At 52.9% G+C, this 23,384-nt stretch carries 18 protein-coding genes and 1 pseudogene; 3 read left to right on the plus strand and 16 right to left on the minus strand.

The genetic code is table 11. From position 1 onward, the window contains the following. Positions 1-31: 31 nt before the first annotated feature. From glgP to asd, 6 genes are all read right to left on the minus strand, one after another. A complete protein-coding gene (glgP, locus tag ACUU1M_RS01430) occupies positions 32-2,479 on the minus strand; it encodes a glycogen phosphorylase (protein ID WP_000993449.1) in 2,448 nt (815 codons plus the stop codon). An 18-nt stretch (positions 2,480-2,497) separates the two neighbouring features. Next, positions 2,498-3,931 (minus strand): glycogen synthase GlgA, encoded by a 1,434-nt coding sequence (gene glgA / locus ACUU1M_RS01435; protein ID WP_001197646.1) that lies wholly within the window; start codon positions 3,929-3,931, stop codon positions 2,498-2,500. Further along, complete coding sequence (glgC, locus tag ACUU1M_RS01440; protein ID WP_152028846.1) at positions 3,931-5,226, minus strand: glucose-1-phosphate adenylyltransferase; 1,296 nt, start codon at positions 5,224-5,226, stop codon at positions 3,931-3,933. The genes glgA and glgC overlap by 1 nt, the downstream gene beginning before the upstream one ends. A 17-nt stretch (positions 5,227-5,243) precedes the next feature. Next, positions 5,244-7,217 (minus strand): glycogen debranching protein GlgX, encoded by a 1,974-nt coding sequence (gene glgX, locus ACUU1M_RS01445; protein WP_000192556.1) that lies wholly within the window; start codon positions 7,215-7,217, stop codon positions 5,244-5,246. Beyond that, the gene (gene glgB, locus ACUU1M_RS01450; protein ID WP_001283739.1) at positions 7,214-9,400 is read right to left on the minus strand and encodes a 1,4-alpha-glucan branching enzyme; all 2,187 of its coding nucleotides are present in this window, start codon (positions 9,398-9,400) and stop codon (positions 7,214-7,216) included. The genes glgX and glgB overlap by 4 nt, the downstream gene beginning before the upstream one ends. Before the next feature lie 272 nt (positions 9,401-9,672). Further along, the gene (asd, locus tag ACUU1M_RS01455) at positions 9,673-10,776 is read right to left on the minus strand and encodes an aspartate-semialdehyde dehydrogenase (protein WP_000799956.1); all 1,104 of its coding nucleotides are present in this window, start codon (positions 10,774-10,776) and stop codon (positions 9,673-9,675) included. Positions 10,777-10,967: 191 nt separating this feature from the next. Here asd and yhgN point away from each other — a divergent pair, with 191 nt between their 5' ends. Then, positions 10,968-11,561 carry an NAAT family transporter YhgN gene (yhgN, locus tag ACUU1M_RS01460; protein WP_001002544.1) on the plus strand — a complete coding sequence of 198 codons (594 nt, stop codon included), beginning with the start codon at positions 10,968-10,970 and terminating at the stop codon, positions 11,559-11,561. A 56-nt stretch (positions 11,562-11,617) separates the two neighbouring features. On the opposite strand, the gene gntU is transcribed toward yhgN, so the two are convergent. The 5 genes from gntU to ACUU1M_RS01485 form a co-directional block, all read right to left on the minus strand. Further along, the gene (gntU, locus tag ACUU1M_RS01465; protein WP_000210127.1) at positions 11,618-12,958 is read right to left on the minus strand and encodes a gluconate transporter; all 1,341 of its coding nucleotides are present in this window, start codon (positions 12,956-12,958) and stop codon (positions 11,618-11,620) included. Between the two features lie 3 nt (positions 12,959-12,961). Continuing rightward, complete coding sequence (gene gntK / locus ACUU1M_RS01470; RefSeq protein WP_000108334.1) at positions 12,962-13,489, minus strand: gluconokinase; 528 nt, start codon at positions 13,487-13,489, stop codon at positions 12,962-12,964. A gap of 138 nt (positions 13,490-13,627) precedes the next feature. Then, the gene (gene gntR, locus ACUU1M_RS01475) at positions 13,628-14,623 is read right to left on the minus strand and encodes a gluconate operon transcriptional repressor GntR (protein ID WP_000730261.1); all 996 of its coding nucleotides are present in this window, start codon (positions 14,621-14,623) and stop codon (positions 13,628-13,630) included. 223 nt (positions 14,624-14,846) lie between these two features. Continuing rightward, positions 14,847-15,542, minus strand: coding sequence for a quercetin 2,3-dioxygenase (yhhW, locus tag ACUU1M_RS01480; RefSeq protein WP_000639811.1), 696 nt, complete (start codon positions 15,540-15,542; stop codon positions 14,847-14,849). Positions 15,543-15,664: 122 nt separating this feature from the next. Beyond that, complete coding sequence (locus ACUU1M_RS01485) at positions 15,665-16,702, minus strand: oxidoreductase (RefSeq protein ID WP_000236313.1); 1,038 nt, start codon at positions 16,700-16,702, stop codon at positions 15,665-15,667. A gap of 332 nt (positions 16,703-17,034) precedes the next feature. On the opposite strand from ACUU1M_RS01485, the gene yhhY reads away from it, so the two are divergent. Continuing rightward, positions 17,035-17,523, plus strand: a complete 489-nt coding sequence (gene yhhY, locus ACUU1M_RS01490; RefSeq protein WP_001315054.1) for an N-acetyltransferase — start codon at positions 17,035-17,037, stop codon at positions 17,521-17,523. Between the two features lie 58 nt (positions 17,524-17,581). Here yhhY and ggt read toward each other — a convergent pair whose 3' ends face one another. Further along, positions 17,582-19,324, minus strand: coding sequence for a gamma-glutamyltransferase (gene ggt / locus ACUU1M_RS01495; RefSeq protein WP_000595079.1), 1,743 nt, complete (start codon positions 19,322-19,324; stop codon positions 17,582-17,584). Positions 19,325-19,443: 119 nt separating this feature from the next. Here ggt and ACUU1M_RS01500 point away from each other — a divergent pair, with 119 nt between their 5' ends. Then, positions 19,444-19,884, plus strand: a complete 441-nt coding sequence (locus ACUU1M_RS01500; RefSeq protein ID WP_000825996.1) for a DUF2756 family protein — start codon at positions 19,444-19,446, stop codon at positions 19,882-19,884. Here ACUU1M_RS01500 and ugpQ read toward each other — a convergent pair. The 4 genes and pseudogenes from ugpQ to ugpA all read right to left on the minus strand — a co-directional run bounded on the left by ugpQ (position 19,871) and on the right by ugpA (position 23,332). After that, a complete protein-coding gene (ugpQ, locus tag ACUU1M_RS01505; RefSeq protein WP_000073597.1) occupies positions 19,871-20,614 on the minus strand; it encodes a glycerophosphodiester phosphodiesterase in 744 nt (247 codons plus the stop codon). The genes ACUU1M_RS01500 and ugpQ overlap by 14 nt on opposite strands. After that, positions 20,611-21,544: pseudogene (locus ACUU1M_RS01510) on the minus strand (sn-glycerol-3-phosphate import ATP-binding protein UgpC). The gene ugpQ and the pseudogene ACUU1M_RS01510 overlap by 4 nt, the downstream one beginning before the upstream one ends. Before the next feature lie 58 nt (positions 21,545-21,602). Next, positions 21,603-22,448, minus strand: coding sequence for a sn-glycerol-3-phosphate ABC transporter permease UgpE (gene ugpE, locus ACUU1M_RS01515; protein WP_000572170.1), 846 nt, complete (start codon positions 22,446-22,448; stop codon positions 21,603-21,605). Continuing rightward, positions 22,445-23,332: a sn-glycerol-3-phosphate ABC transporter permease UgpA gene (ugpA, locus tag ACUU1M_RS01520; protein ID WP_000099271.1), complete on the minus strand. Its 888-nt coding sequence runs from the start codon at positions 23,330-23,332 to the stop codon at positions 22,445-22,447. The genes ugpE and ugpA overlap by 4 nt, the downstream gene beginning before the upstream one ends. Between the last annotated feature and the right edge of the window lie 52 nt (positions 23,333-23,384).

A 23,384-nucleotide genomic window follows, 5' to 3' on the forward strand; every position in this document is an offset into this window, starting at 1 on the left:
CCCTTTGGCCCCGTTCTATTTATTAGTGAAATTACAATCTCACCGGATCGATATGCCAGATATGATCAGCGTACTCTTTGATAGTACGGTCAGAAGAGAAGTAGCCCATATTGGCAATGTTCAGCATCGCTTTTGCGGTCCACTCTTCCTGAAGCTCGTAGAGTTCGTCGACTTTATCCTGACAATCGACATAGCTGCGATAATCCGCCAGTACCTGGTAGTGATCGCCGAAGTTGATCAGCGAATCAACCAGATCGCGATAGCGACCCGGATCTTCCGGACTGAATACACCGCTGCCGATTTGCGTCAGCACCTGATGCAGCTCCTCATCTTTCTCGTAGTATTCACGCGGTTTGTAGCCCTGACGACGCAGTTCTTCCACTTCTTCCGCTGTGTTACCAAAAATAAAGATATTGTCAGCACCGACATGATCCAGCATCTCGACATTCGCACCGTCCAACGTACCGATAGTCAGCGCACCGTTAAGCGCAAACTTCATGTTACTGGTGCCGGAAGCTTCCGTCCCTGCCAGCGAAATCTGTTCAGACAGATCTGCCGCCGGAATGATCAACTGCGCCAGGCTAACGCTGTAGTTCGGGATGAACACGACTTTCAGCTTATCGCCAATCTGCGGATCGTTGTTGATCACTTTCGCTACGTCATTGATCAAATGAATAATGTGCTTCGCCATGTAATAGGCCGAAGCCGCCTTACCGCCAAAAATATTCACGCGCGGTACCCACTTCGCATCCGGGTCGGCCTTGATGCGGTTATAGCGGGTAATCACATGCAACACATTCATCAATTGACGTTTGTATTCGTGAATACGTTTGATTTGTACATCGAACAACGCCTTTGGATTCACCACCACATTCAGCTGCTGGGCGATATACTCTGCCAGACGCTTTTTGTTCTCCAGCTTCGCCTGATGCACAGCGTGATTAACCATTGGGAAATCACAGTGTTGTTGCAGCTCATTAAGCAGGCTAAGGTCGGTGCGCCAGTTACGGCCCAGGTGTTCGTCCAGCACGGCTGAAAGCGATGGGTTCGCTACCGCCAGCCAGCGACGCGGCGTCACACCGTTGGTGACGTTGGTGAAACGACCCGGGAAGATTTTCGCAAAGTCGGCAAACAACGATTGCACCATCAGATTAGAGTGCAGTTCCGATACACCGTTAACTTTGTGGCTCACAACAACCGCCAGCCAGGCCATACGCACACGACGACCGTTGGATTCATCAATGATCGACGCCCGTCCCAGCAGATCGGTATCGTTCGGATACTGTTCCTGCAAGGTTTTCAGGAAATAGTCGTTGATTTCAAAGATGATCTGCAGGTGACGCGGCAGAATTTTACCCAGCATATCAACCGGCCAGGTTTCCAGCGCCTCGCTCATCAGCGTGTGGTTAGTGTAGGAGAAGACCTGACAACACACCTCAAACGCGTCGTCCCAGCTAAATTGGTGCTCATCGATCAGCAGACGCATCATCTCAGGAATCGACAGTACCGGATGGGTATCATTGAGATGAATCGCGATTTTATCCGCCAGGTTATCGTAGGTTTTATGCAACTGATAATGGCGGCTTAAAATGTCCTGAATGGTCGAGGAAACCAGGAAGTATTCCTGACGCAGGCGCAGCTCACGCCCGGAGTAGGTGGAGTCATCCGGATACAGTACGCGAGATACGTTCTCGGAGTGGTTTTTATCTTCCACTGCCGCGAAGTAGTCACCCTGGTTGAATTTACCGAGGTTAATTTCGCTACTGGCTTGCGCACTCCACAAACGCAGCGTGTTGGTCGCGTCGGTGTCGTAACCAGGGATTATCTGATCGTAAGCGACTCCCAGAATCTCTTCGGTTTCAATCCAGCGCGTTTTTTTACCTTCCTGCTGAATGCGACCACCAAAACGGACTTTATAGCGCGTGTTGTGGCGTTTGAATTCCCACGGGTTACCGTATTCCAGCCAGTAGTCTGGCGACTCTTTCTGGCTACCGTTAACGATGTTCTGCTTGAACATACCGTAGTCATAGCGGATGCCGTAACCGCGCCCCGGCAACCCTAACGTCGCCAGAGAATCAAGGAAGCAAGCCGCCAGACGTCCCAGGCCACCGTTACCGAGGCCGGGGTCATTTTCTTCATCAATCAGCTCTTCGAGATTTAACCCCATCGCTTCCAGTGCGCCCTGTACATCTTCGTAAATTCCTAGCGACAACATGGCGTTGGAGAGCGTACGGCCAATCAAAAACTCCATCGACAGGTAGTAAACCTGACGAGTTTCTTGCGACAACTGGGCACGGTTTGAACGTAACCAGCGCTCCACGAGACGATCGCGCACAGCAAATAACGTTGCGTTCAGCCATTCATGTTTATTGGCGACGACCGGGTCCTTTCCAATCGTAAACATCAGCTTGTAAGCGATAGAGTGCTTAAGAGCTTCTACGCTAAGCGTGGGCGATGAATATGTAAACGGAGCATTCATATAGGCGTTTCCTGAAAACTATTTCAAGCGATAGTAAAGCTCACGGTACGACTTCGCCGCGACCTGCCAGCTAAAATCCATTGCCATAGCCTGACGTTGCACAAACCGCCACAGTGAAGGACGGGACCACAGTACAAAAGCACGCCGAATAGCCCGTAACAGCGACCAGGCATTACTATCTTCAAAGACAAACCCACTGGCGACGCCATCTGCAAGGTTCTCAAGAGAACAGTCAGAAACCGTATCAGCAAGCCCACCGGTGCGCCGCACTAACGGCAGCGTACCGTACTTCAATCCATAAAGTTGCGTTAAGCCGCACGGTTCAAAACGGCTGGGCACCAGAATGACGTCCGCGCCGCCCATAATGCGATGCGAAAATGCTTCGTGATAGCCAATCTGAACGCCCACCTGACCGGGGTATTCCGCTGCCGCCGCAAGGAAACCTTCCTGCAGCACCGGATCGCCCGCGCCGAGTAGCGCCAGCTGCCCGCCCTGCTCCAGAAGCCCCGGTAAGGCTTCCAGCACCAGGTCGAGACCTTTCTGGCTGGTCAGACGGCTCACCACTGCAAAAAGCGGCACTTTATCGTCAACCTTAAGCCCCATTGCGATTTGTAACTGGCGCTTATTTTCCGCTTTATCTTCCAACGTATCGCGGGTGTAACGCGAGGCCAACAGTAAGTCCGTCTCTGGACTCCAGATTTTCTCGTCCACGCCGTTCAGTACGCCTGAAAGACGCCCTTCACGGTGACGCTGTTGCAACAGACCTTCCATACCGTAGGCAAACTGCGGTTCGGTGATCTCGCGAGCGTAGGTTGGACTGACCGCCGTAATGTGATCGGCATAGTACAGACCGGCCTTCAGGAAAGAGATTTGTCCGTTGAATTCCAGCCCATGAATATTAAAGAATGACCATGGCAATTGGATGTCATTCATGTGATGTGCATAAAACATGCCTTGATAGGCCAGGTTGTGCACAGTAAACACCGACTTCGCAGGACGCCCGCGCGCCGCCAGATACGCAGGCGCAAGACCTGCATGCCAGTCGTGCGCATGCACCACATCAGGACGCCAGAATGGGTCAAGCCCGCTGGCCATTTCTGCCCCAACCCACCCCAGCAGCGCAAAACGCAATACGTTGTCGGTATAGGCAAATAAGTTGGTATCGTGATACGGGCTTCCCGGACGATCATAGAGATGCGGCGCGTCAATCAGGTATATGCCAACCCCGTTGTAATGACCGAACAACAGCGTGATATGCCCGGCGAAAGTATCACGACGGGATACTACCTGCGCATCGGTCACGCCACGGCGAATATCGGGAAATGCAGGCAACAGTACGCGAGCGTCAACGCCGTCTGCGATTTGTGCTGCGGGTAATGCCCCAATAACATCAGCCAGACCGCCGGTTTTAAGCAGCGGGAACATCTCTGAACATACATGTAAAACCTGCATTATCGCTCCTGTTTATGCCCTAACTTCCGTAGCATTTCGCGCGTTACCAGCACGATGCCTTCTTCTGAACGATAGAAACGACGTGCATCTTCCTCTGCGTTTTCACCAATCACCATGCCTTCCGGGATAACACAAGCACGATCGATGACGCAGCGGCGCAGACGGCACGAGCGACCTACCCATACTTCCGGTAACAATACGGCGGAATCAATGTTGCAGAATGAATTCACGCGAACGCGCGAGAACAGAACGGACTGCACCACCACCGAACCGGAGATCACACAACCGCCGGATACCAGTGAGTTAAGGGTCATCCCGTGGCTACCGGAGCGATCCTGCACGAATTTCGCTGGCGGTAATGATTCATTGTAGGTGCGAATTGGCCAATTGCGATCGTACATATCCAGTTCCGGCACCACAGAGGCCAGATCGAGATTCGCTTTCCAGTAAGCTTCCAGCGTACCCACATCGCGCCAGTACGGCTCGGCATCCGGGTCGGATTGTACGCAAGAGAGCGGGAACGGGTGCGCATAGGCCAGACCGGCTTCGGTGATCTTGGGAATCAAATCTTTGCCAAAGTCGTGGCTGGAGTTCTCATCACGATCGTCTTCTTCCAGCAGTTCATACAGATAGTCGGCGTCAAAGACGTAGATACCCATACTCGCCAGAGATTTGCTCGGATCGTTCGGCATTGACGGTGGGTTAGCAGGTTTTTCAACGAATTCGATAATTTTATCGTTCTCATCAACCGCCATAACGCCAAATGCGGAGGCTTCTTCAATCGGTACTGGCATACAAGCAACGGTGCAACGTGCGCCTTTTTCGACGTGATCGATAAGCATACGCGAGTAGTCTTGCTTGTAGATATGGTCGCCCGCCAGGATCACCACGTATTCCGCTTTATAACGGCGGATAATGTCGAGGTTTTGGGTGACCGCATCTGCGGTGCCGCGATACCAGTTTTCCCCTTTCATTCTCTGCTGTGCTGGCAGCAGATCGACAAACTCGTTCATTTCTTCATTGAAGAATGACCAGCCGCGCTGAATGTGCTGCACCAGAGTGTGGGACTGGTACTGGGTGATCACGCCCATACGACGGATCCCAGAGTTGTTGCAGTTAGACAGCGCAAAGTCAATAATGCGGAACTTACCGCCGAAGTGTACGGCCGGTTTTGCTCGCTTATTGGTTAAATCCTTCAGGCGGGTACCACGTCCTCCCGCCAGTATCAGGGCAACAGATTTCAATGGCAGCTGGCGCGCCAACATTAAGTGATCGTTCTTCTCTAAACTAACCATGACTAACTCCTTTTTTATCATCTCTGGAACACACACAATCCGTGTGCAGGTCCCTGCCAGACAACCGTAATCACTGGGTTATCCTCTCCAGCGAATGGGGGAATGGCGTGCCACTCCCCAGCAGGTAAAACAATCTCTGTTACCTCAAGCGTGGCGTTAATTGCGATCAAAAAGCGATCCGAGAGCAGAATTTGCAGCTGTTTCGGCCCGTTTTGCCACTCATCCGTGCTTAAAGGTTGAGCATATCGATTTAGCCAACGGACATTGCCGTCACCTTCTTCCCACCAGCGATTCTCCACCAAAGCGGGAATGCGCTTGCGCAGATGGATTAACGCGGCGGTAAATGCGGTTAAACCACTGCTTGCCTGCGACCAGTCCAACCAGTTTAATTGGTTATCCTGACAGTAGGCATTGTTATTGCCATGCTGGCTGTGACCATGTTCGTCACCGGCCAGTAACATCGGCGTGCCCTGGGAGAGCAACAACGTTGTTAACAGGGCATGAATGCTGTCGCGCCGCCGTTCAACCAGGTCAAGAGTACCGCCTAACCCTTCTTTACCATGATTGTTACTGTAATTGTTGTTGGTCCCGTCGCGATTTTCTTCTCCGTTTGCTTCATTGTGTTTATGGTTGAAGCAAACGCAGTCGCGAAGCGTAAAACCGTCATGCGCGGTGACGAGATTAATCGCGGCACTCGGCAGACGACCATTACGTTTAAAAACATCGCTGGAGGCAGCAAAACGCCCGGCAAACGCCCCCAGAGGCAAATCATAATGTAGCCAGAAACGACGGGCAGCATCGCGGAAATGATCGTTCCACTCGGCAAACAGCGGCGGGAAATTTCCCACCTGATAACCACTAGGAGCGATATCCCACGGTTCAGCAATTAACTTCACCTGCGAGAGCACCGGGCAGTTCTGGATAGCGGTAAACAACGGCGCATCCTGACGGAACTCTGGCGTACGACCCATGACTGCCGCCAGATCAAAGCGGAAACCATCGACGTGGCAGGTTTCTACCCAATAACGCAGGCAGGCGCTGGCATAATCCACCACCGCCGGATGACTCAAATTGAGCGTGTTGCCGCAACCGGTCCAGTTGTGATAATCGCCGTCTTCTCTTATCCAATAATAGCTACGGTTATCGATCCCACGCAGCGAGAATAACGGGCCGTCGAGGTCCAGTTCCGCACTATGGTTGAGCACGATATCAAGAATGACTTCGATACCCGCTTTATGCAGTGCTTTGATTGCATCGCGAAACTCATCCAGCGCCGTTTCTGGCGAGCAGGCATACGCCGGATGCAGCGCAAACATCGCCACCGGGTTGTAACCCCAGTAGTTACTTAGCCCCATGCGTTGCAGACGTGGTTCACTGGCAAACTGCGCCACTGGCAGCAGTTCCAGCGCGGTAATGCCCAATTGTTTCAAATAGTTGATCATCACCGGATGCCCGAGGGCTTTATAAGTGCCACGGATCTCGACCGGGATCTCCGGGTGCAAGTACGTTAATCCTTTGACATGGGCTTCATAAATGATGGTGCTGCCCCACGGCGTGCGCGGCGGGGCGTCATCTTCCCAGTCATAGTGATCAACCACCACTACGCATTTCGGCGCAATGGCGGCGTTGTCGCGATAGTCAGGTTCATTATGACCGGCGTGCAGCAGCGGGTTATCTTTAAACTCCCCGTCAATTTGCCGCGCGCAAGGATCAATCAACAACTTCGCCGGGTTAAAGCGATGCCCCTCGGCGGGTTGCCAGGGGCCATGAACGCGATAACCATAACGCAAACCCGGGCGCGCATCCGGCAGATAACCGTGCCAAATGTCGCCACTGTTCCCTGGCAAGTCATAGCGATGTTCCTGGCCATTGGCGTCAAAGACACACAGTTCTACCCGCTCGGCATGAGCGGAGAAAAGTGTGAAGTTGACGCCCTGACCGTCGTAATGCGCGCCGAGGGGAGCGGGTTTGCCAATGGCGAGTTGTGTCATTCTGCCTCCCGAACCAGCCAGATAGTGGCCAGCGGTGGTAGCGTCAGGCTTAGTGAATGCTGACGACCGTGGCTGGCAATCTCATCGCTGTGTACCGTGCCGCCATTGCCTGCATTACTGCCGTGATAGTGCATGGAATCGGTATTGAGGATTTCACGCCATTTGCCTGGCTGATTAATGCCGAAGCGATAATCATGACGCGGCACCGGCGTAAAGTTACTGGCAACGATAATTTCGTTACCCTCTTTATCGCGACGCACAAAGATCAGCACCGAGCGTTCTTTGTCATCCACCACCAGCCATTCAAAGCCGTACGGGTCAAAATCCAGTTCATGCATTGCTTTATGGTGGCGGTAGGTGAGGTTCAGATCGCGCACCAGACGCTGGACACCGTGGTGCCAGTTATCGCCGCCTTCCAACAGATGCCAGTCGAGGCTGGCGTCATGGTTCCACTCGCGGCCCTGGGCAAATTCGTTCCCCATGAACAGCAGTTTCTTGCCCGGAAATGCCCACATCCAGCCATAGTAAGCGCGCAGGTTAGCGAATTTCTGCCATGCGTCGCCCGGCATGCGGTCGAGAATCGATTTTTTACCGTGGACCACTTCATCATGCGACAACGGCAGGACGAAGTTTTCAGTGTAGTTGTAGAGCATCCCGAAGGTCAGTTTATCGTGATGATACTGACGATAAATCGGGTCGAGCTTCATGTAGTCCAGGGTGTCATGCATCCAGCCGAGGTTCCACTTGTACCAGAAGCCCAGACCGCCCATATCCTGCGGACGAGAAACGCCAGGGAAATCGGTAGACTCCTCAGCCATTGTCACCGCACCGGAAACCTGCTCACCAAGAATACGGTTGGTATTACGCAAGAATTCAATCGCTTCAAGATTCTCGCGCCCGCCAAATTCGTTCGGGATCCACTCCCCCTCTTTACGGCTGTAGTCACGATAAATCATCGACGCCACCGCATCGACGCGCAGCGCATCAATACCAAAACGTTCAATCCAGTAAAGCGCGTTACCGACGAGGAAGTTACTGACTTCACGGCGACCATAGTTGTAGATCAGCGTGTTCCAGTCCTGATGATAGCCTTCACGCGGATCGCTGTGTTCATACAAGTTCGTGCCATCAAATTCGGCAAGCGCAAAGTCATCAGTCGGGAAGTGGCCTGGCACCCAGTCGAGAATCACGTTCAGACCAGCTGCGTGTGCGGCATCAATGAAATAACGGAAGTCGTCGCGAGTACCAAAACGGCGGGTTGGTGCATACAGGCCGGTTGGCTGATAACCCCAACTGCCATCGAAGGGATGCTCGTTAATGGGCAGTAGTTCGAGGTGGGTAAAGCCCATCCATTTAGCATAAGGCACCAGTTGATCGGCCAGCTCGCGGTAGCTCAACCAGAAATTGTTGTCGGTGTGGCGACGCCAGGAACCCAGGTGAACTTCATAAATAGAGATTGGCGCATCAAACTGATTCGCTTTTTTGCGCTCTTCAGTCTGTACAACCTTTTCCGGCAGCCCGCAAATAAGAGACGCGGTTTCCGGGCGCATTTGCGTTTCGAAGGCATAAGGGTCGGACTTCAGACGCAAGTTGCCATTGGCATCAATCATCTCGTATTTATAGAGCTGACCGTTATGCGCCCCAGGGATAAACAGTTCCCAGATGCCGCTCTCTTTACGCAGGCGCATCGGGTGACGGCGACCGTCCCAGTAGTTGAATTGCCCAACCACCGAGACCCGACGGGCGTTTGGAGCCCAGACAGAGAAACGCGTACCTGTGACGCCATCCATAGTATCTGCATGCGCGCCTAAGGTTTCATACGGGCGCAGGTGAGTACCTTCAGATAATAGCCAGGCATCCATTTCCTGGATTAGCGGACCAAAACGGTAAGGATCATCAATCAGGTTTTGCTGACCATGCCAGACAACAGCCAACTGATAGCGGAAAAAATTCTTACGTCGCGGAATGACGCCGCTAAAGAATCCCCGTGAGTCGAGACACTCCAGTTTTGCGAGTTTGCGCCCGGTTTTCGGTTCAATCACCCACACATCGGTAGCGTCGGGTAAAAGGGCACGGACTTCCAGTCCCGCGGTGGTTTTATGCATTCCCAGTACGGAAAAAGGATCCGCAAAATGGCCTGCAATTAGCGCGTTAATCACGTCTCTATCGATACGATCGGACATGCTTGTCTTCCTGTTTTATTGTGTCACCCCATCCAATTGGATTTTTGACTTCTGGTTGTGACATTTTTTTGACCTGAACGGCGCAGCACTCTGTGCATCCTCTCTACGTCGTCCTCACTTCAGGTAAGGCTGTGAATACTCATGTATTCAGCCACCCTTAAAGAATAGCCAATGCTCTATTTAACTCCCGGTAAATCATGAAACATCTGCGCTTACTCCTGTATTACGCACTAACAGGGGCGGCATCGCGCCCCAGATTTAATGAATAAAGATTACGCCAGTTGACGAAGCATCCGACGCAGCGGCTCCGCGGCCCCCCACAGCAGCTGGTCGCCCACGGTAAAGGCTGACAGGAACTCTGGTCCCATATTCAGCTTACGCAGGCGGCCTACCGGCGTGGTCAGCGTGCCGGTAACGGCAGCTGGGGTTAGCTCACGCATAGTGATTTCCCGATCGTTCGGAACGACTTTCGCCCACGGATTGTGCGCAGCCAGCAGTTCTTCGACGGTCGGAATAGACACATCTTTTTTCAATTTAATAGTGAATGCCTGGCTGTGGCAGCGCAATGCCCCGACACGCACACATAAACCATCTACCGGAATTACGGAAGATGTGTTGAGGATCTTGTTGGTTTCCGCCTGCCCTTTCCACTCTTCGCGGCTCTGACCGTTATCGAGCTGTTTGTCGATCCACGGAATCAGGCTACCCGCCAGCGGCACGCCAAAGTTATCCACCGGCAGCTCACCGCTACGGGTTAAGGTTGTGACTTTGCGTTCGATATCGAGAATAGCAGAGGACGGGGTCGCGAGTTCATCTGCCACATGGCCATACAGATGGCCCATCTGGGTTAATAACTCACGCATATGTCGCGCACCACCGCCGGAAGCGGCCTGGTAGGTTGCAACGGACACCCAATCAACAAGATCATTGGCGAATAAACCACCCAACGACATCAACATCAGGCTTACGGTACAGTTACCGCCAACAAAAGTCCTGATGCCATTATTTAATCCGTCGGTAATGACGTCCTGATTGACGGGGTCAAGAATGATGATGGCGTCATCTTTCATGCGCAGAGACGATGCTGCGTCAATCCAGTAACCTTGCCATCCGCTTTCACGAAGCTTTGGATAGATTTCGTTGGTATAATCGCCGCCCTGACAGGTCACAATGATATCGAGGGCCTTTAGCGCCTCCAGATCAAAGGCATCCTGAAGTGTGCCAGTGGTTCCGCCAAAAGACGGCGCAGCCTGGCCAAGCTGAGAAGTAGAAAAGAAGACAGGGCGAATGGCGTCGAAGTCGCGCTCTTCAACCATGCGTTGCATGAGAACGGAGCCGACCATACCGCGCCAGCCGATAAAACCAACATTTTTCATAAGCGTTTTTTCCTGCAAAGATGTGTGCTGTATAAATGTGCCGGTCTCCTCTTGGCACATCTTTCACCATACAAAAAGCAGCCAAAGTCGCAAGTGAAATTAATCAATGATAGCGAAGCCATCAGTAATGCGACTTATCCTGCTTTGTTAGCACGCAGAAAGTCCGCGGCAATTATCAGGGAATTTGAGTTATGAATGAAATCATTTCTGCAGCAGTTTTATTGATCCTGATTATGGATCCGCTCGGAAACCTGCCTATTTTCATGTCCGTACTGAAACATACTGAACCGAAAAGACGGCGGGCAATCATGGTGCGAGAGTTGCTTATTGCTCTCCTGGTGATGCTGGTGTTCCTGTTTGCGGGTGAGAAAATTCTGGCATTTCTCAGCCTGCGAGCAGAAACCGTCTCCATTTCTGGCGGCATCATTCTGTTTCTAATCGCCATTAAGATGATTTTCCCCAGCGCTTCAGGAAATAGCAGCGGGCTTCCGGCAGGTGAAGAGCCATTTATCGTGCCGTTGGCAATTCCGTTAGTCGCCGGGCCGACTATTCTCGCCACGCTGATGTTGTTGTCTCATCAGTACCCGAATCAGATGGGACATCTGGTGATTGCTCTGCTGCTGGCCTGGGGCGGCACCTTTGTCATCCTGCTACAGTCTTCGCTATTTTTACGTCTGCTGGGCGAGAAAGGGGTGAACGCACTTGAACGCCTGATGGGATTGATTCTGGTGATGATGGCAACTCAGATGTTCCTCGACGGCATTCGAATGTGGATGAAGGGGTAACGAGGAGAGTTTTTCGAAAAGAGCCCGGTAGCGTCACAACTACCGGGCGAACAAACTTAACTCAACAGCTGGAACGCAATCATCCCAACGATGGCACCAACAGTGCCGAGGATGGTTTCCATCATGGTCCAGGTTTTCAGCGTTTCGGCTTCGGTCGCGCCGGTAAATTTACCGAACAACCAGAAACCAGCGTCGTTAACGTGGCTGACAACAATCGAACCACCAGCGATACAAATCGACAGTGCCGCCATTTGCGCACCAGAGTAGTTCAGTTGTTCAATGACTGGCATCACCAGTCCCACCGCCGTTAAACAGGCTACGGTGGCAGACCCCTGAATGATGCGCACTGCAGCAGCCAGCACGAAGCAGGTGATAGCAATCGGCAGGCCCATGCCGGTTAACGCTTCGCCCAGTGCCGGACCTACGCCAGAGTCAACCAGCACCTGTTTGAACACGCCGCCTGCACCAATCACCAGCAGAATGATCCCCGCCGGTTGCAGCGCGTGACCGCAAATCTCCATCACTTTGTCTTTTGGCATGCCCTGACGCATTGCCAGGCCATAAATCGCTACCAGACAAGCAACCAGAATCGCGGTAAACGGATGACCAATAAACTCGAACCATTCGTAAGCGGTAGAGCCTTCTGGCACAAAACGCGCGGCAATGGTTTTCAGCCCCACCAGCACCAGCGGCAACAGGATCAGCGACAGGCTGAATCCGAAAGATGGCATTTTACCTTCGCCGAGATGCGGTTCGCTGATGTCGTCAGGAATATGCAGCTCAACGTAACGGCTGATGAAGTTACCCCACAGCGGCCCGGCAATAATCATTCCCGGAATTGCCGCACACAGGCCAATCAGGATCATCCAGCCAAAGTCGGCATTCATCTGCGATGCCAGCAGCATTGGCGCTGGCCCAGGCACCAGGAACGCTGCCGCGGCCGCCACGCCTGCGAATAATGGGATTACCAGCTTCACCAGGTTCGTACCGGTGTGGCGCGCCATTGAGAAAGCAACGCTAATCAGCAGAACAATCGCCACTTCAAAGAACAGCGGTAGCGCACAGACCAGCCCCGCAAGGCCGATGGCATAATGCGCGCGGCTGTGACCGAAGGATTTGAGCATTTTTACGGCAATCTGATCGACTGCGCCGGTTTCATATAAGATCTTGCCAAACATAGCTCCCAGGGCGACAACCACCGCCAGGAAGCCGAGGGTGCCTACCATCCCTTTTTCCATCGTCGCTGCGATTTTATCGAGCGGCATACCGGAAAAAAGGCCAGCCCCCATGGACACCACCATCAAAGCCAGGAAAGCGTGCATACGCGCCTTCATGACTAAAAACAGCAGCAGTAAAACAGACCCTACTGCTGTTAAAACAAGCGTTAATGTAGTCACTACTTATTTGCCTTTTTTAATAACCTCAATGGTGCTTGCCACAACACCTTCCAGCGGTTGATCGATATCCACCACCAGTACATCGGTTTCGTCCGCACCCGGCTCCTGCAGCGTTTCAAACTGCGTCACCAACATTTGGGTTTTAAAGAAATGGCCTTTGCGCGCTTTCAGGCGACTTTCAATCACATCAAAATCGCCTTTCAGGTAGATGAAAGAGAGATTCGGATTACCTTCACGCAGCAAGTCGCGATAGTGCTTTTTCAGTGCAGAACAGGCGATCAGCGACACTTTATTGGTGCGCTGCATAGCAAACGCGGAGTCGTTCAGCGCCTGCAACCAGGGTTTGCGATCGTCGTCATTCAGCGGTTCGCCAGACGCCATTTTTTCGATATTGCGCCGTGGATGGAGGAAATCGCCATCAAGAAACGCGGCATGAAGTTGATGCGCCACTTCACTGGCGACCGCAGATTTGCCGCTGCCCGATACGCCCATCAAGACGTAAATGTGGTGATCATGGTTAGTCGTGCTCAAAGTGGTGCCCCCACAATACAAGAATTAAAAATGTTACGGGTAACTGTTATCGGTAACATTATCCAGCCGGACAATATCAGAAGCAATATCCATCCGTGCCTTAAGTGTATAAGTGTGAGCTACTTCAAATTTGTGGGCTTAAATAGATCCGCCCGGTGACAAGGTGAAACCTAAATCTAACATTTTCGGTGTCACAGATTCGCCACGAATACGCGCCAGCAGGCGTTCAGCGCCAATACTGCCCATCCGCTCACGCGGCGTCAGCACGCTCGCAAGTCGTGGCTCCATCACCTGACCAATGTCATGACCGTGGAAACCGGCAATCGCCATATCGTCAGGAACTTTTAACCCCAGACGCTGACATTCAAACGCCGCGCCGACCGCCAGATCATCATTAGTACAGAACACGCCATCCAGCTGCGGATATTCCCGCCGCGCCTGGCGAATCAGTTCAATACCGGAAGAGTAAGAAGAAGATTGCTCAACCATCACGCTATATGGCACCAGGTCTGCATCCAGCATCGCCTGTTCGTATCCCTTCTGTTTGATGATAGTATGTTCGTCGAGACGTGCGCCGAGATAGGCAATGTGGCGATGCCCGCGAGCAATAATGGCGGTAGTCATCTGGCGTGCCGCTTCAAAGTTATCAAAACCGACGGCGATATCGAGGCACGGCGACTGGCTGTCCATCAACTCCACCACCGGGATCCCCGCCACTTCAATCATCTTTAAGGTGCGCGGCGTGTGGGTACGTTCGGTGAGGATCAGGCCGTCGATATTCCAGGAGAGCATGGATTCGAGACGTTCTTGCTCCATTTCCGGTTTATAACCGTAGTGCGCCAGCATGGTCTGATAACCGTGCGCGTCGGTGACGCTTTCGATTCCGCGTAATACTTCCGCGAAAACCTGGTTGGTAAGAGAAGGTAACAGGACGCCAATCGCCCGGCTGGTAGCGTTAGAGAGGATATCGGGCGCACGATTGGGAATATAGCCCAGTTCATCAAGAGCGGCGGCAATCTTGCCGCGTAGAGCGACGGAAACCTGCTCCGGGTTGCGTAAAAAACGGCTGACCGTCATTTTGGTCACGCCTACACGGTCAGCCACATCCTGAAGTACGGGTCTTTTCTTTTTCATCGTCCTGAAGGTACAAAAGAGATAGATTCTCTTAGTTTAACACGGACGCATCAGAACCTTCCCGGGGAAAACAGTGCTTGTTTACAATTATTAGATATACACTAAATCAATTGCATCGCATTGTGCTAACGACGCGGCAAAACCCCGGAAGCGTGCATCAGCACGCGACCGGAGCGAGCGAGGAAGCCTGCAAAAAGGCAGGCTTCAAAGATGCCGTTGAGTTTTAAACCGGCGGCAGATCGAACAGTAACACTTCGCTGTCGCTATCCGCATGGATGGAGATTGCCTGCTCATCCCAGATTGCCAGACCATCGCTGGTCGAGGCTTTCACGCCGTTAATGGTAACATTGCCTTTTACCACCTGGATCCAGACGCGGCGTTCAGCGGCAATCTGATGCACCGACTGCTCATCTTTCAGCAACGCCCAACGATACAGTTCCATATCCTGATGCACTTTCAGCGAACCATCTCGCGCATCCGGCGAGAGCACCAGCTGTTTGCCCTGCACGGCATCGAAGCGACGCTGTTCATAACGCGGCGTAATGCCATTTTCTTCAGGCATGATCCAGATCTGATACAGATGCAGACGCTCGGTGCTGCTTGGGTTGTACTCTGAGTGACGAATACCCGTACCCGCACTCATAATCTGGAACTCACCCGCCGGAACCTGCTCTTTATTGCCCATGCTGTCCTGATGCTCAACAGTACCTTCCAGCACGTAGGTCAAAATTTCCATATCTTTATGCGGGTGAGTGCCGAAGCCCTGCCCTGCTTCAATCACGTCGTCGTTAATCACGCGCAGCGCGGAGAAGCCCATAAAGTTCGGATCGTAATAGTTGGCAAAAGAGAAAGTATGCCAGGAGTCCAGCCAGCCATGATTTGCATGACCACGTTCATTTGCTTTGCGTAAGTAGATCATTTGTATTCGCCCCCTGAATGATTTCGATGGGCTTAGTGTGGACCCGATCTGCCTGGGATGATAGAGGGTGAAAATTGACCCCTCTGTTCAAAAAAATTGAACTATTCGAGGGGCCATCAAACTTAATTCGCGAGAGTCACTGTGGAGGGAGAGGCTTGCTCAAATCCGCGTTCAAGGATTTCCAGATTGGTAAGAACTTCAGATTCCTTGACGTAATTTGGCGCACCGTGGGTGATGGTTTGATACAACGCATCATAAACGCGCCCGTAATAGCCCATCTCCGGCTTCATCTCTTCTCTGACCGTCACACCCTCGTCATTGACATACTCCAGCACACCGACCGAATCATCCGCTGCGAATCCCGGTTCGCCCGGCATAATATTAGCCTTCAGGCTGGTTTCCTGCTGGTCGATACCGTATTTAATAAACGAACCTTTCTTACCGTGAACGATAAATTTCGGATAATCGATTTTCACCAGATGGCTGGTTTTGACGATGGCTTTCAGGTCGCCATAAAACAGTTGCGCTTCAAAGGTGTCGTCAGGATTGGCTTTATTACGCAGGCTGCGGATGTCATAAGCGACGTGATCCGGGCGACCGAACAGAGAAATAATCTGGTCCATCGTATGCACACCAAGGCCATAGAACGCGCCATCCTGCGGCAGTCCAGGTTTGGTTTCTGCCACCGGGCGGTAATAGTCAAAATGGCTTTCCACTTCGACAATCTCTCCCAGCTTGCCGCTTTCAATCGCTTTTTTCGCCGTCAGGAAGCAGGAATCAAAGCGACGATTCTGATATGGCGTGACGGTCAGCCCTTTGCTTTTCGCCAGTGCAAACAGCTCTTTCGCCTGCGCAAGTGTCGGAGTGAACGTTTTTTCGACCAGCACATTTTTCCCGGCTTCCAGCGCGCGCTTCGCGTACTCGAAGTGGCTGTCCGCATGGGTGCAGACAACAACCAACTTAACATCGGGATCGTTTAGCACTTCGTCGAGATCGCTGGTGAAATGGATATGAGAGTAAATGGGAGCCTGTTCTTCCGGCTTCGCATGGCGACGAAAAATATGCGCGACATGCCAGCTATCCTTGCGGTTAAGTACATACGGCAGATGGTAACGGGTGGTGCTTTTGCCGAAGCCAATAAAGGCGCAGTTGATGACCATGATTTCGTCCTTTTTAAGGTGGTTATTTACACCTTAGCGCAAAGCGGACGTGGTTCCTACTGGAGTGCGCATAACGAACACAAGCACTCCCGTGGATAAATTGAGAACGAAAGATCAAAAAAAAAGCCAGCACCCGGCTGGCTAAGTAATACTGGAAGCAATGTGAGCAATGTCGTGCTTTCAGGTTCTCCGCGAGGGTCTTCCTGATCGCGAGACAATAATAATCATTCTCATTCGCACTTGTCCAACACTTTTTGCAAAAAAATGCATTTGACTCGCATTTGAAAGTCAATGATGTTGAAAGGGACATTTACCCCAAAGAGGACAAAGGAATGAGTGAGATAGTAATACGCCACGCAGAAACACGGGATTACGAGGCCATCAGGCAGATTCACGCCCAGCCGGAGGTGTATTGCAACACACTACAGGTGCCTCATCCTTCCGATCATATGTGGCAGGAGCGACTCGCCGATCGTCCCGGCATCAAGCAACTCGTCGCCTGTATTGATGGAGACGTCGTGGGCCATCTCACCATTGACGTGCAACAGCGCCCACGCCGCAGTCATGTTGCCGATTTTGGTATCTGTGTCGACTCTCGTTGGAAGAACCGCGGCGTCGCCAGCGCCCTGATGCGAGAGATGATTGAAATGTGCGACAACTGGTTACGGGTAGATCGCATTGAACTAACCGTGTTTGTCGATAACGCGCCAGCAATTAAGGTCTATAAAAAATTCGGCTTTGAGATTGAAGGGACCGGTAAGAAGTACGCATTGCGTAATGGTGAATATGTCGATGCGTATTATATGGCGCGGGTGAAATAGAGAATTTGCAATCTAAGTTTGTCATTTAAGCCCTCACCTACCGGGAGGGCTTAAGATATTAATACCCCGCCGTTAAATCATCCACCGAGCGCGGGTCGGATGCGCCGTACAACTCACCGTCCGGCCCAACCATAATGCTTTGTGTGCTGCCCATCGCCTCTTTCAGCGCCACTTTCTGACCTTTTGCTTCCAGCAGCTTGAGCGTATCCGGGCTAAACCCTTTTTCGACACGCAGCTCGTCCGGCAACCACTGATGGTGGAAACGCGGCGCATTGGTCGCTTCGGCGACGTTCATGCCATAATCGATGCTATTCACCACCATTTGCAGCACCGTGGTGATAATCCGGCTACCGCCTAGGCTACCGGTAACCAGCCAGGTTTTACCGTCTTTCACCACAATGGTCGGCGACATCGACGACAGCGGGAGTTTGTTCGGCCCGACGGCGTTGGCATCACCGCCCACCAGCCCGTAAACGTTCGGTACGCCCGGTTTGGCGGAGAAATCATCCATCTGGTTATTAAGCAGAATACCGCTCTCGCCCGCGACAATACCCGTACCGAAGGTGGTGTTCAGCGTATAGGTCACCGCCACCGCGTTACCGTCTTTATCCACTACAGAGTAATGGGTAGTTTGATTACTCTCATAAGGCGCAAGCTTGCCAGGGCGAATCTCACTGGACGGCTTCGCTTTTTTGATATCAATTTGATCGGCAATGGATTTGGCATAGGCTTTATTGGTCAGTGCCTGCCACGGGACTTTGACAAAATCCGGGTCGCCAAGATATTCCGAGCGGTCGGCGTAGGCGTATTTCTCCGCTTCAGCCATGATTTGCATCGCATCGGCGCTGCCAAAGCCGTATTTCTTCATATCGAAGTTTTCCAGAATATTGAGGATTTGTACGATATGGATCCCGCCGGAGGATGGCGGTGGCATGGAGTAAACCTGATACCCGCGATAATCGCCGCTTATCGGAGTGCGTTCGACCGCTTTATAGGCCGCTAAATCTTCTTTAGTGATCAAGCCACCGTTTTTCTGCATCTCCTGGGCGATCTGTTCCGCAATCGTGCCTTTATAGAATTCGTCCGGGCCGTTTTCAGCAATCATCTCCAGGCTCTTTGCCAGGTTCGCCTGCACCAGCGTGTCGCCCTTTTTCAGCGGCTCGCCCTCTTTCCAGAAGATAGCTTTACTGTTTTCGTGATTCGGCAACACTTCGCTACCGTAGGTTTTGAGATCGTCAGCCAGCGCGTCGTTAACGATAAAACCATCGCGTGCCAGTTTAAACGCGGGCTGCACGACTTTGTTCAGCGGCATGGTGCCGTATTTATCCAGCGCCAGCGAGAAACCTGCTACCGTACCCGGTGTGCCGGAAGCCAGATGCGAAGTGAGTGATTTTTTGCTGTCCGGGTTGCCCTGATCATCGAGGAACATATCGCGGGTCGCTTTGGCGGGTGCCATTTCGCGGAAATCGATAGCCGTGGTATTGCCATTTTTCGAGCGGATTAACATAAAACCACCACCGCCCAAATTCCCTGCCTGCGGATGCGTTACCGCCAGCGCGTAGCCCACCGCCACGGCGGCATCAACGGCATTCCCGCCCTCCTTGAGGATATCCACCCCCACCTGAGTGGCAGTGGCGTCCACAGACGCTACCATTCCCTGTTTCGCGCGTACCGGGTGGAAGACATCTTCCTCCACACCATACGAGACGGGCGGCGCAGGAGGCGCGGCGGCGGCGCTAAAACAACTTCCTGAGAGCAGAGCAGCAATGGCCACCCGGCGTAAAAACGTCGGTTTTATCATCGTTATTCTCCAGAGATTAAGGGGCAACCCCAGCTAAGCCTGGTATATAACTCTGAATTAATCATCGTTTTGTCGGGAAGCGAGTAAACTTAAAGGATATCTTCAGAGGAGGATACGCGATGAAACGACTTCTGATTCTTACGGCACTCCTGCCGTTTGTCGGCTTTGCACAGCCCATTAATACTCTGAACAACCCTAACCAGCCGGGGTATCAGATACCCAGCCAGCAGCGGATGCAAACCCAGATGCAGACTCAGCAAATCCAGCAAAAAGGGATGCTGAATCAGCAACTGAAAACGCAAACTCAGTTGCAACAGCAGCATTTAGAAAACCAGATAAACAATAATTCTCAGCGGGTGTTGCAGTCACAGCCGGGGGAGCGAAATCCCGCCCGGCAGCAAATGCTGCCCAACACCAACGGCGGGATGTTAAACAGCAACCGTAATCCGGATAGTTCGTTGAATCAGCAGCATATGCTGCCGGAGAGGAGAAACGGCGACATGCTGAATCAGCCCAGCACGCCGCAGCCTGACATTCCGTTGAAAACTATTGGGCCGTAAAGTTCGGACCAATCACGTCAATCGCATCGGTACAGATGCAATCCACGCCCCAGCGCAGCAACTCTGCCGCGCGCTGGGGTTTATTGACGGTATAAACCAGAATCCGTAATCCGGCGTCTTTCAACTGCATCACTCGCGCTTTATCGAGTAACTTATGATTGAGATGAATAGAGACGCAGCCCAGCCGCGCGGTCAGTTCGCGCCAGTCGTCGCGCCACTCATCAAGCAATAAACCACGCGGCAGTTCCGGTGCCGCCTGTTGTGCAGCTTCTAAAGCATCAATCTCAAACGATGACAGCAGCGGCGGCGTCATACCGGCCCACAGTTGGCGTGCCGCCAGCGCCACCATTTTGCCCGTTAATGGTCCAGTGCCAGTGGTGGGTTTGATTTCGATATTCGCCATCATCCCGTGTTCGCGACAGCGTTCCGCCACCTGCGAAAGCAACGGCAGCGGCTCACCTTTAAACGCTTTGCTGTACCAACTGCCCGCATCCACGCGCAGTAAATCCTGCCAGTTCAGTTCACCCGCGACGCCCCAGCCGTTGCTGGTGCGTTCGAGATTGTCGTCATGGAGCAGGAAGATCTCGCCATCTTTCGATAACTTCGCGTCAAATTCGATCATCTTATGACCGTATTTTGCCCCGACGTCGATTGCCGCCAGGGTGTTTTCCGGGGCCAGCTTACCGCCGCCACGATGAGCGACGATGCGGGGATAAGGCCAGTTACTCATACTCGTTGTCCTGTTTCACCATCAAAAAGATGCAGCTGATTTTCCGCCAGATGCAGCCACAGCGTGCTGCCTGCCGTCGGGCGCTCCTGATGCGCCAGTCGCACCACCAGCTTCTGCTTGCGAGCTTAACGCAATATGTTCCGGGCGAATGCCGAGGGTCATTTTACGCCCGGCATACTGACGGTAGCCACCGTTTAGCGGTAGCACGATACCGCCGTCCAGTTCGAAATGCGTGCCTTCATTATTCATGCGGCCTGTCAGCAGGTTCATCGCCGGGCTGCCGATAAAACTCGCCACAAACAGGCTGGCGGGCTTTTCGTAGACTTCCACCGGCGTGCCAATCTGTTCGGCAACGCCGCCGTTCATCACCATTACTCGCTGGGCGAGCGTCATCGCCTCAACCTGATCGTGAGTAACGTAGAGTGAAGTCGTTTTCAGGCGACGGTGCAGCTGTTGCAGTTCAAGACGCATCTGTACGCGCAGCTTGGCATCGAGGTTAGAGAGTGGCTCATCAAACAAGAACACCGCCGGATCGCGCACAATCGCGCGTCCCATCGCCACACGCTGGCGCTGACCGCCGGAAAGCTCGCGCGGGCGACGTTTGAGCAGACCGTCCAGCTCCAGAATGCGCGCCGCTTCTTTAACGCGCTCGGCTATTTGCTGCTTGCCCATGCCGCGAATTTTCAGCCCCCACGCCATGTTTTCTTCGACGCTCATATGCGGATAAAGCGCGTAATTCTGGAACACCATCGCAATCCCGCGATCTTTCGGCTCCATTTCGGTCACGCGCTGGTCGTTGATCCAGATATCGCCTTCGGTCACCCGCTCCAGCCCGGCAACCATACGCAGCAGCGTCGATTTCCCGCAGCCAGACGGCCCGACCATCACGATAAATTCGCCATCCGCCACATCAAGGGTCAGCGGTTTAATGACCTAGGTTTTGCCATCCCAGCTTTTGGTTACTGCCTGTAATTTCAGTCCTGCCATCTTATTTCTCACTATCGACCAGGCCGCGCACGAAGGCACGCTGCATCACTAAAACAATCACTACTGGTGGGATCAGGGTTAACAACATCGCCGCCATCACTGAGTTCCATTCCGTGGTGCCTTCGCCAGTGGCGATCATCCCTTTGATCCCTGCCACGGTGGTGCCGAGATCCACGTCGGTAATAATCAACAACGGCCACAAATACTGGTTCCAGCCGTAAATAAAGGTGATCACAAACAGCGCCGCCAGATTAGTTTTGGAGAGCGGAAAAACGATGTCGCAAAAGAAGCGCATTGGTGACGCACCGTCGATCCGCGCCGCTTCCACCAGTTCATCCGGCAGCGTCATAAAGAACTGGCGAAACAGAAACGTGGCGGTCGCCGAGGCCATCAGCGGCAGCGTTAAACCGACGTAGCTGTCGAGCATCTTCAGGTTGGCGATGACTTCCACCGTCGGGAAGATACGTACTTCAACCGGCAGCATCAGGGTGATAAAAATCATCCAGAAGAAGAGGTTACGTAGCGGAAAACGAAACCAGACAATGGCAAATGCCGAGAGCATCGAGACAGTAATTTTGCCGAGCGTAATGCTGAACGCCATCACAAAGCTGTTAAGCAACATCCGCCAGAACGGCGCGCTATTTGTGCCTACCCCGTTCACCCAGATGTTGTGGATGTTTTCCAGCAGATGCGTGCCGGGGATGAGCGTCATCGGCGCGGCGTAGACGGCCTGTTTATCCAGCGTCGCCGCGACAAACGCCACGTACAGCGGGAAGAGGATCACCGCGATCCCGAGGATCAGCATGGTATGGCTGAATATCGTCAGCCACGGACGGTTCTCAATCATTGGTAACGCACCTTGCTTTCAACATAGCGGAACTGCACCACCGTCAGCACGATGACGAGGAACATCAACACCACCGACTGTGCGGCAGACGAAGCCAGATCCAGTCCGGTAAAACCTTCGCGGTAGATCTTATAAATCAGCGTCGTGGTGGCCTGAACCGGCCCGCCGGACGTGGCGGCGTCGATCACCGGGAAGGTGTCGAAGAAGGCATACACCAGGTTCACTACCAGCAGGAAGAAACTCACCGGGGCGATAAGCGGCAGCGCAATCTTAAAGAAGCGGCGAATCGGCCCTGCACCGTCGATGGCTGCGGCTTCGATCAACGAACGGGGAATGGATTGCAGCGCGGCATAGAAGAACAGAAAGTTGTAGCTGATTTGCTTCCACACCGAGGCAAACACCACCAGAAACATCGCCTGACCGCTATTTTGCGCGTGGTTCCAGTCGTAGCCGAACTCAGCGAGAAAATGGGTGATCAGCCCGCGACCGGGGTTAAACAGGAAGATCCACAATACGGCGGCAACAGCGGGAGCCACGGCATACGGCAGCAACATTAAGGTTTGGTAGAAACGACTGCCGCGCACGATGTACTCCACCAGCGCCGCAAAGAACAGCGATACCAGCAAACCGCTGACGGTGACAAAGGTGCTGAATTTTATCGTCGTCCAGAAGGAGTCGAGATAATAGCTGTCATGAAACAGCGTGACGAAGTTATCCAGACCGACAAACAGGCTGGAGAAACCAAACGGATCGACGCTTTGTAGCGAGTACCACAACGCTTCGCCCGCAGGCCAGATAAAAAAGATAACGGTGATGATGAGCTGCGGCGCGACCAGCAGATAAGGCAGCCAGCGCGAGCGGAACACCGGACGGGATGATGACATTACGGTTAATTCCTGAACTGTGCCGGATGCGCTTCGCTTATCCGCCCTACAC

This window comes from Shigella sp. SIG6 (assembly GCF_053555815.1).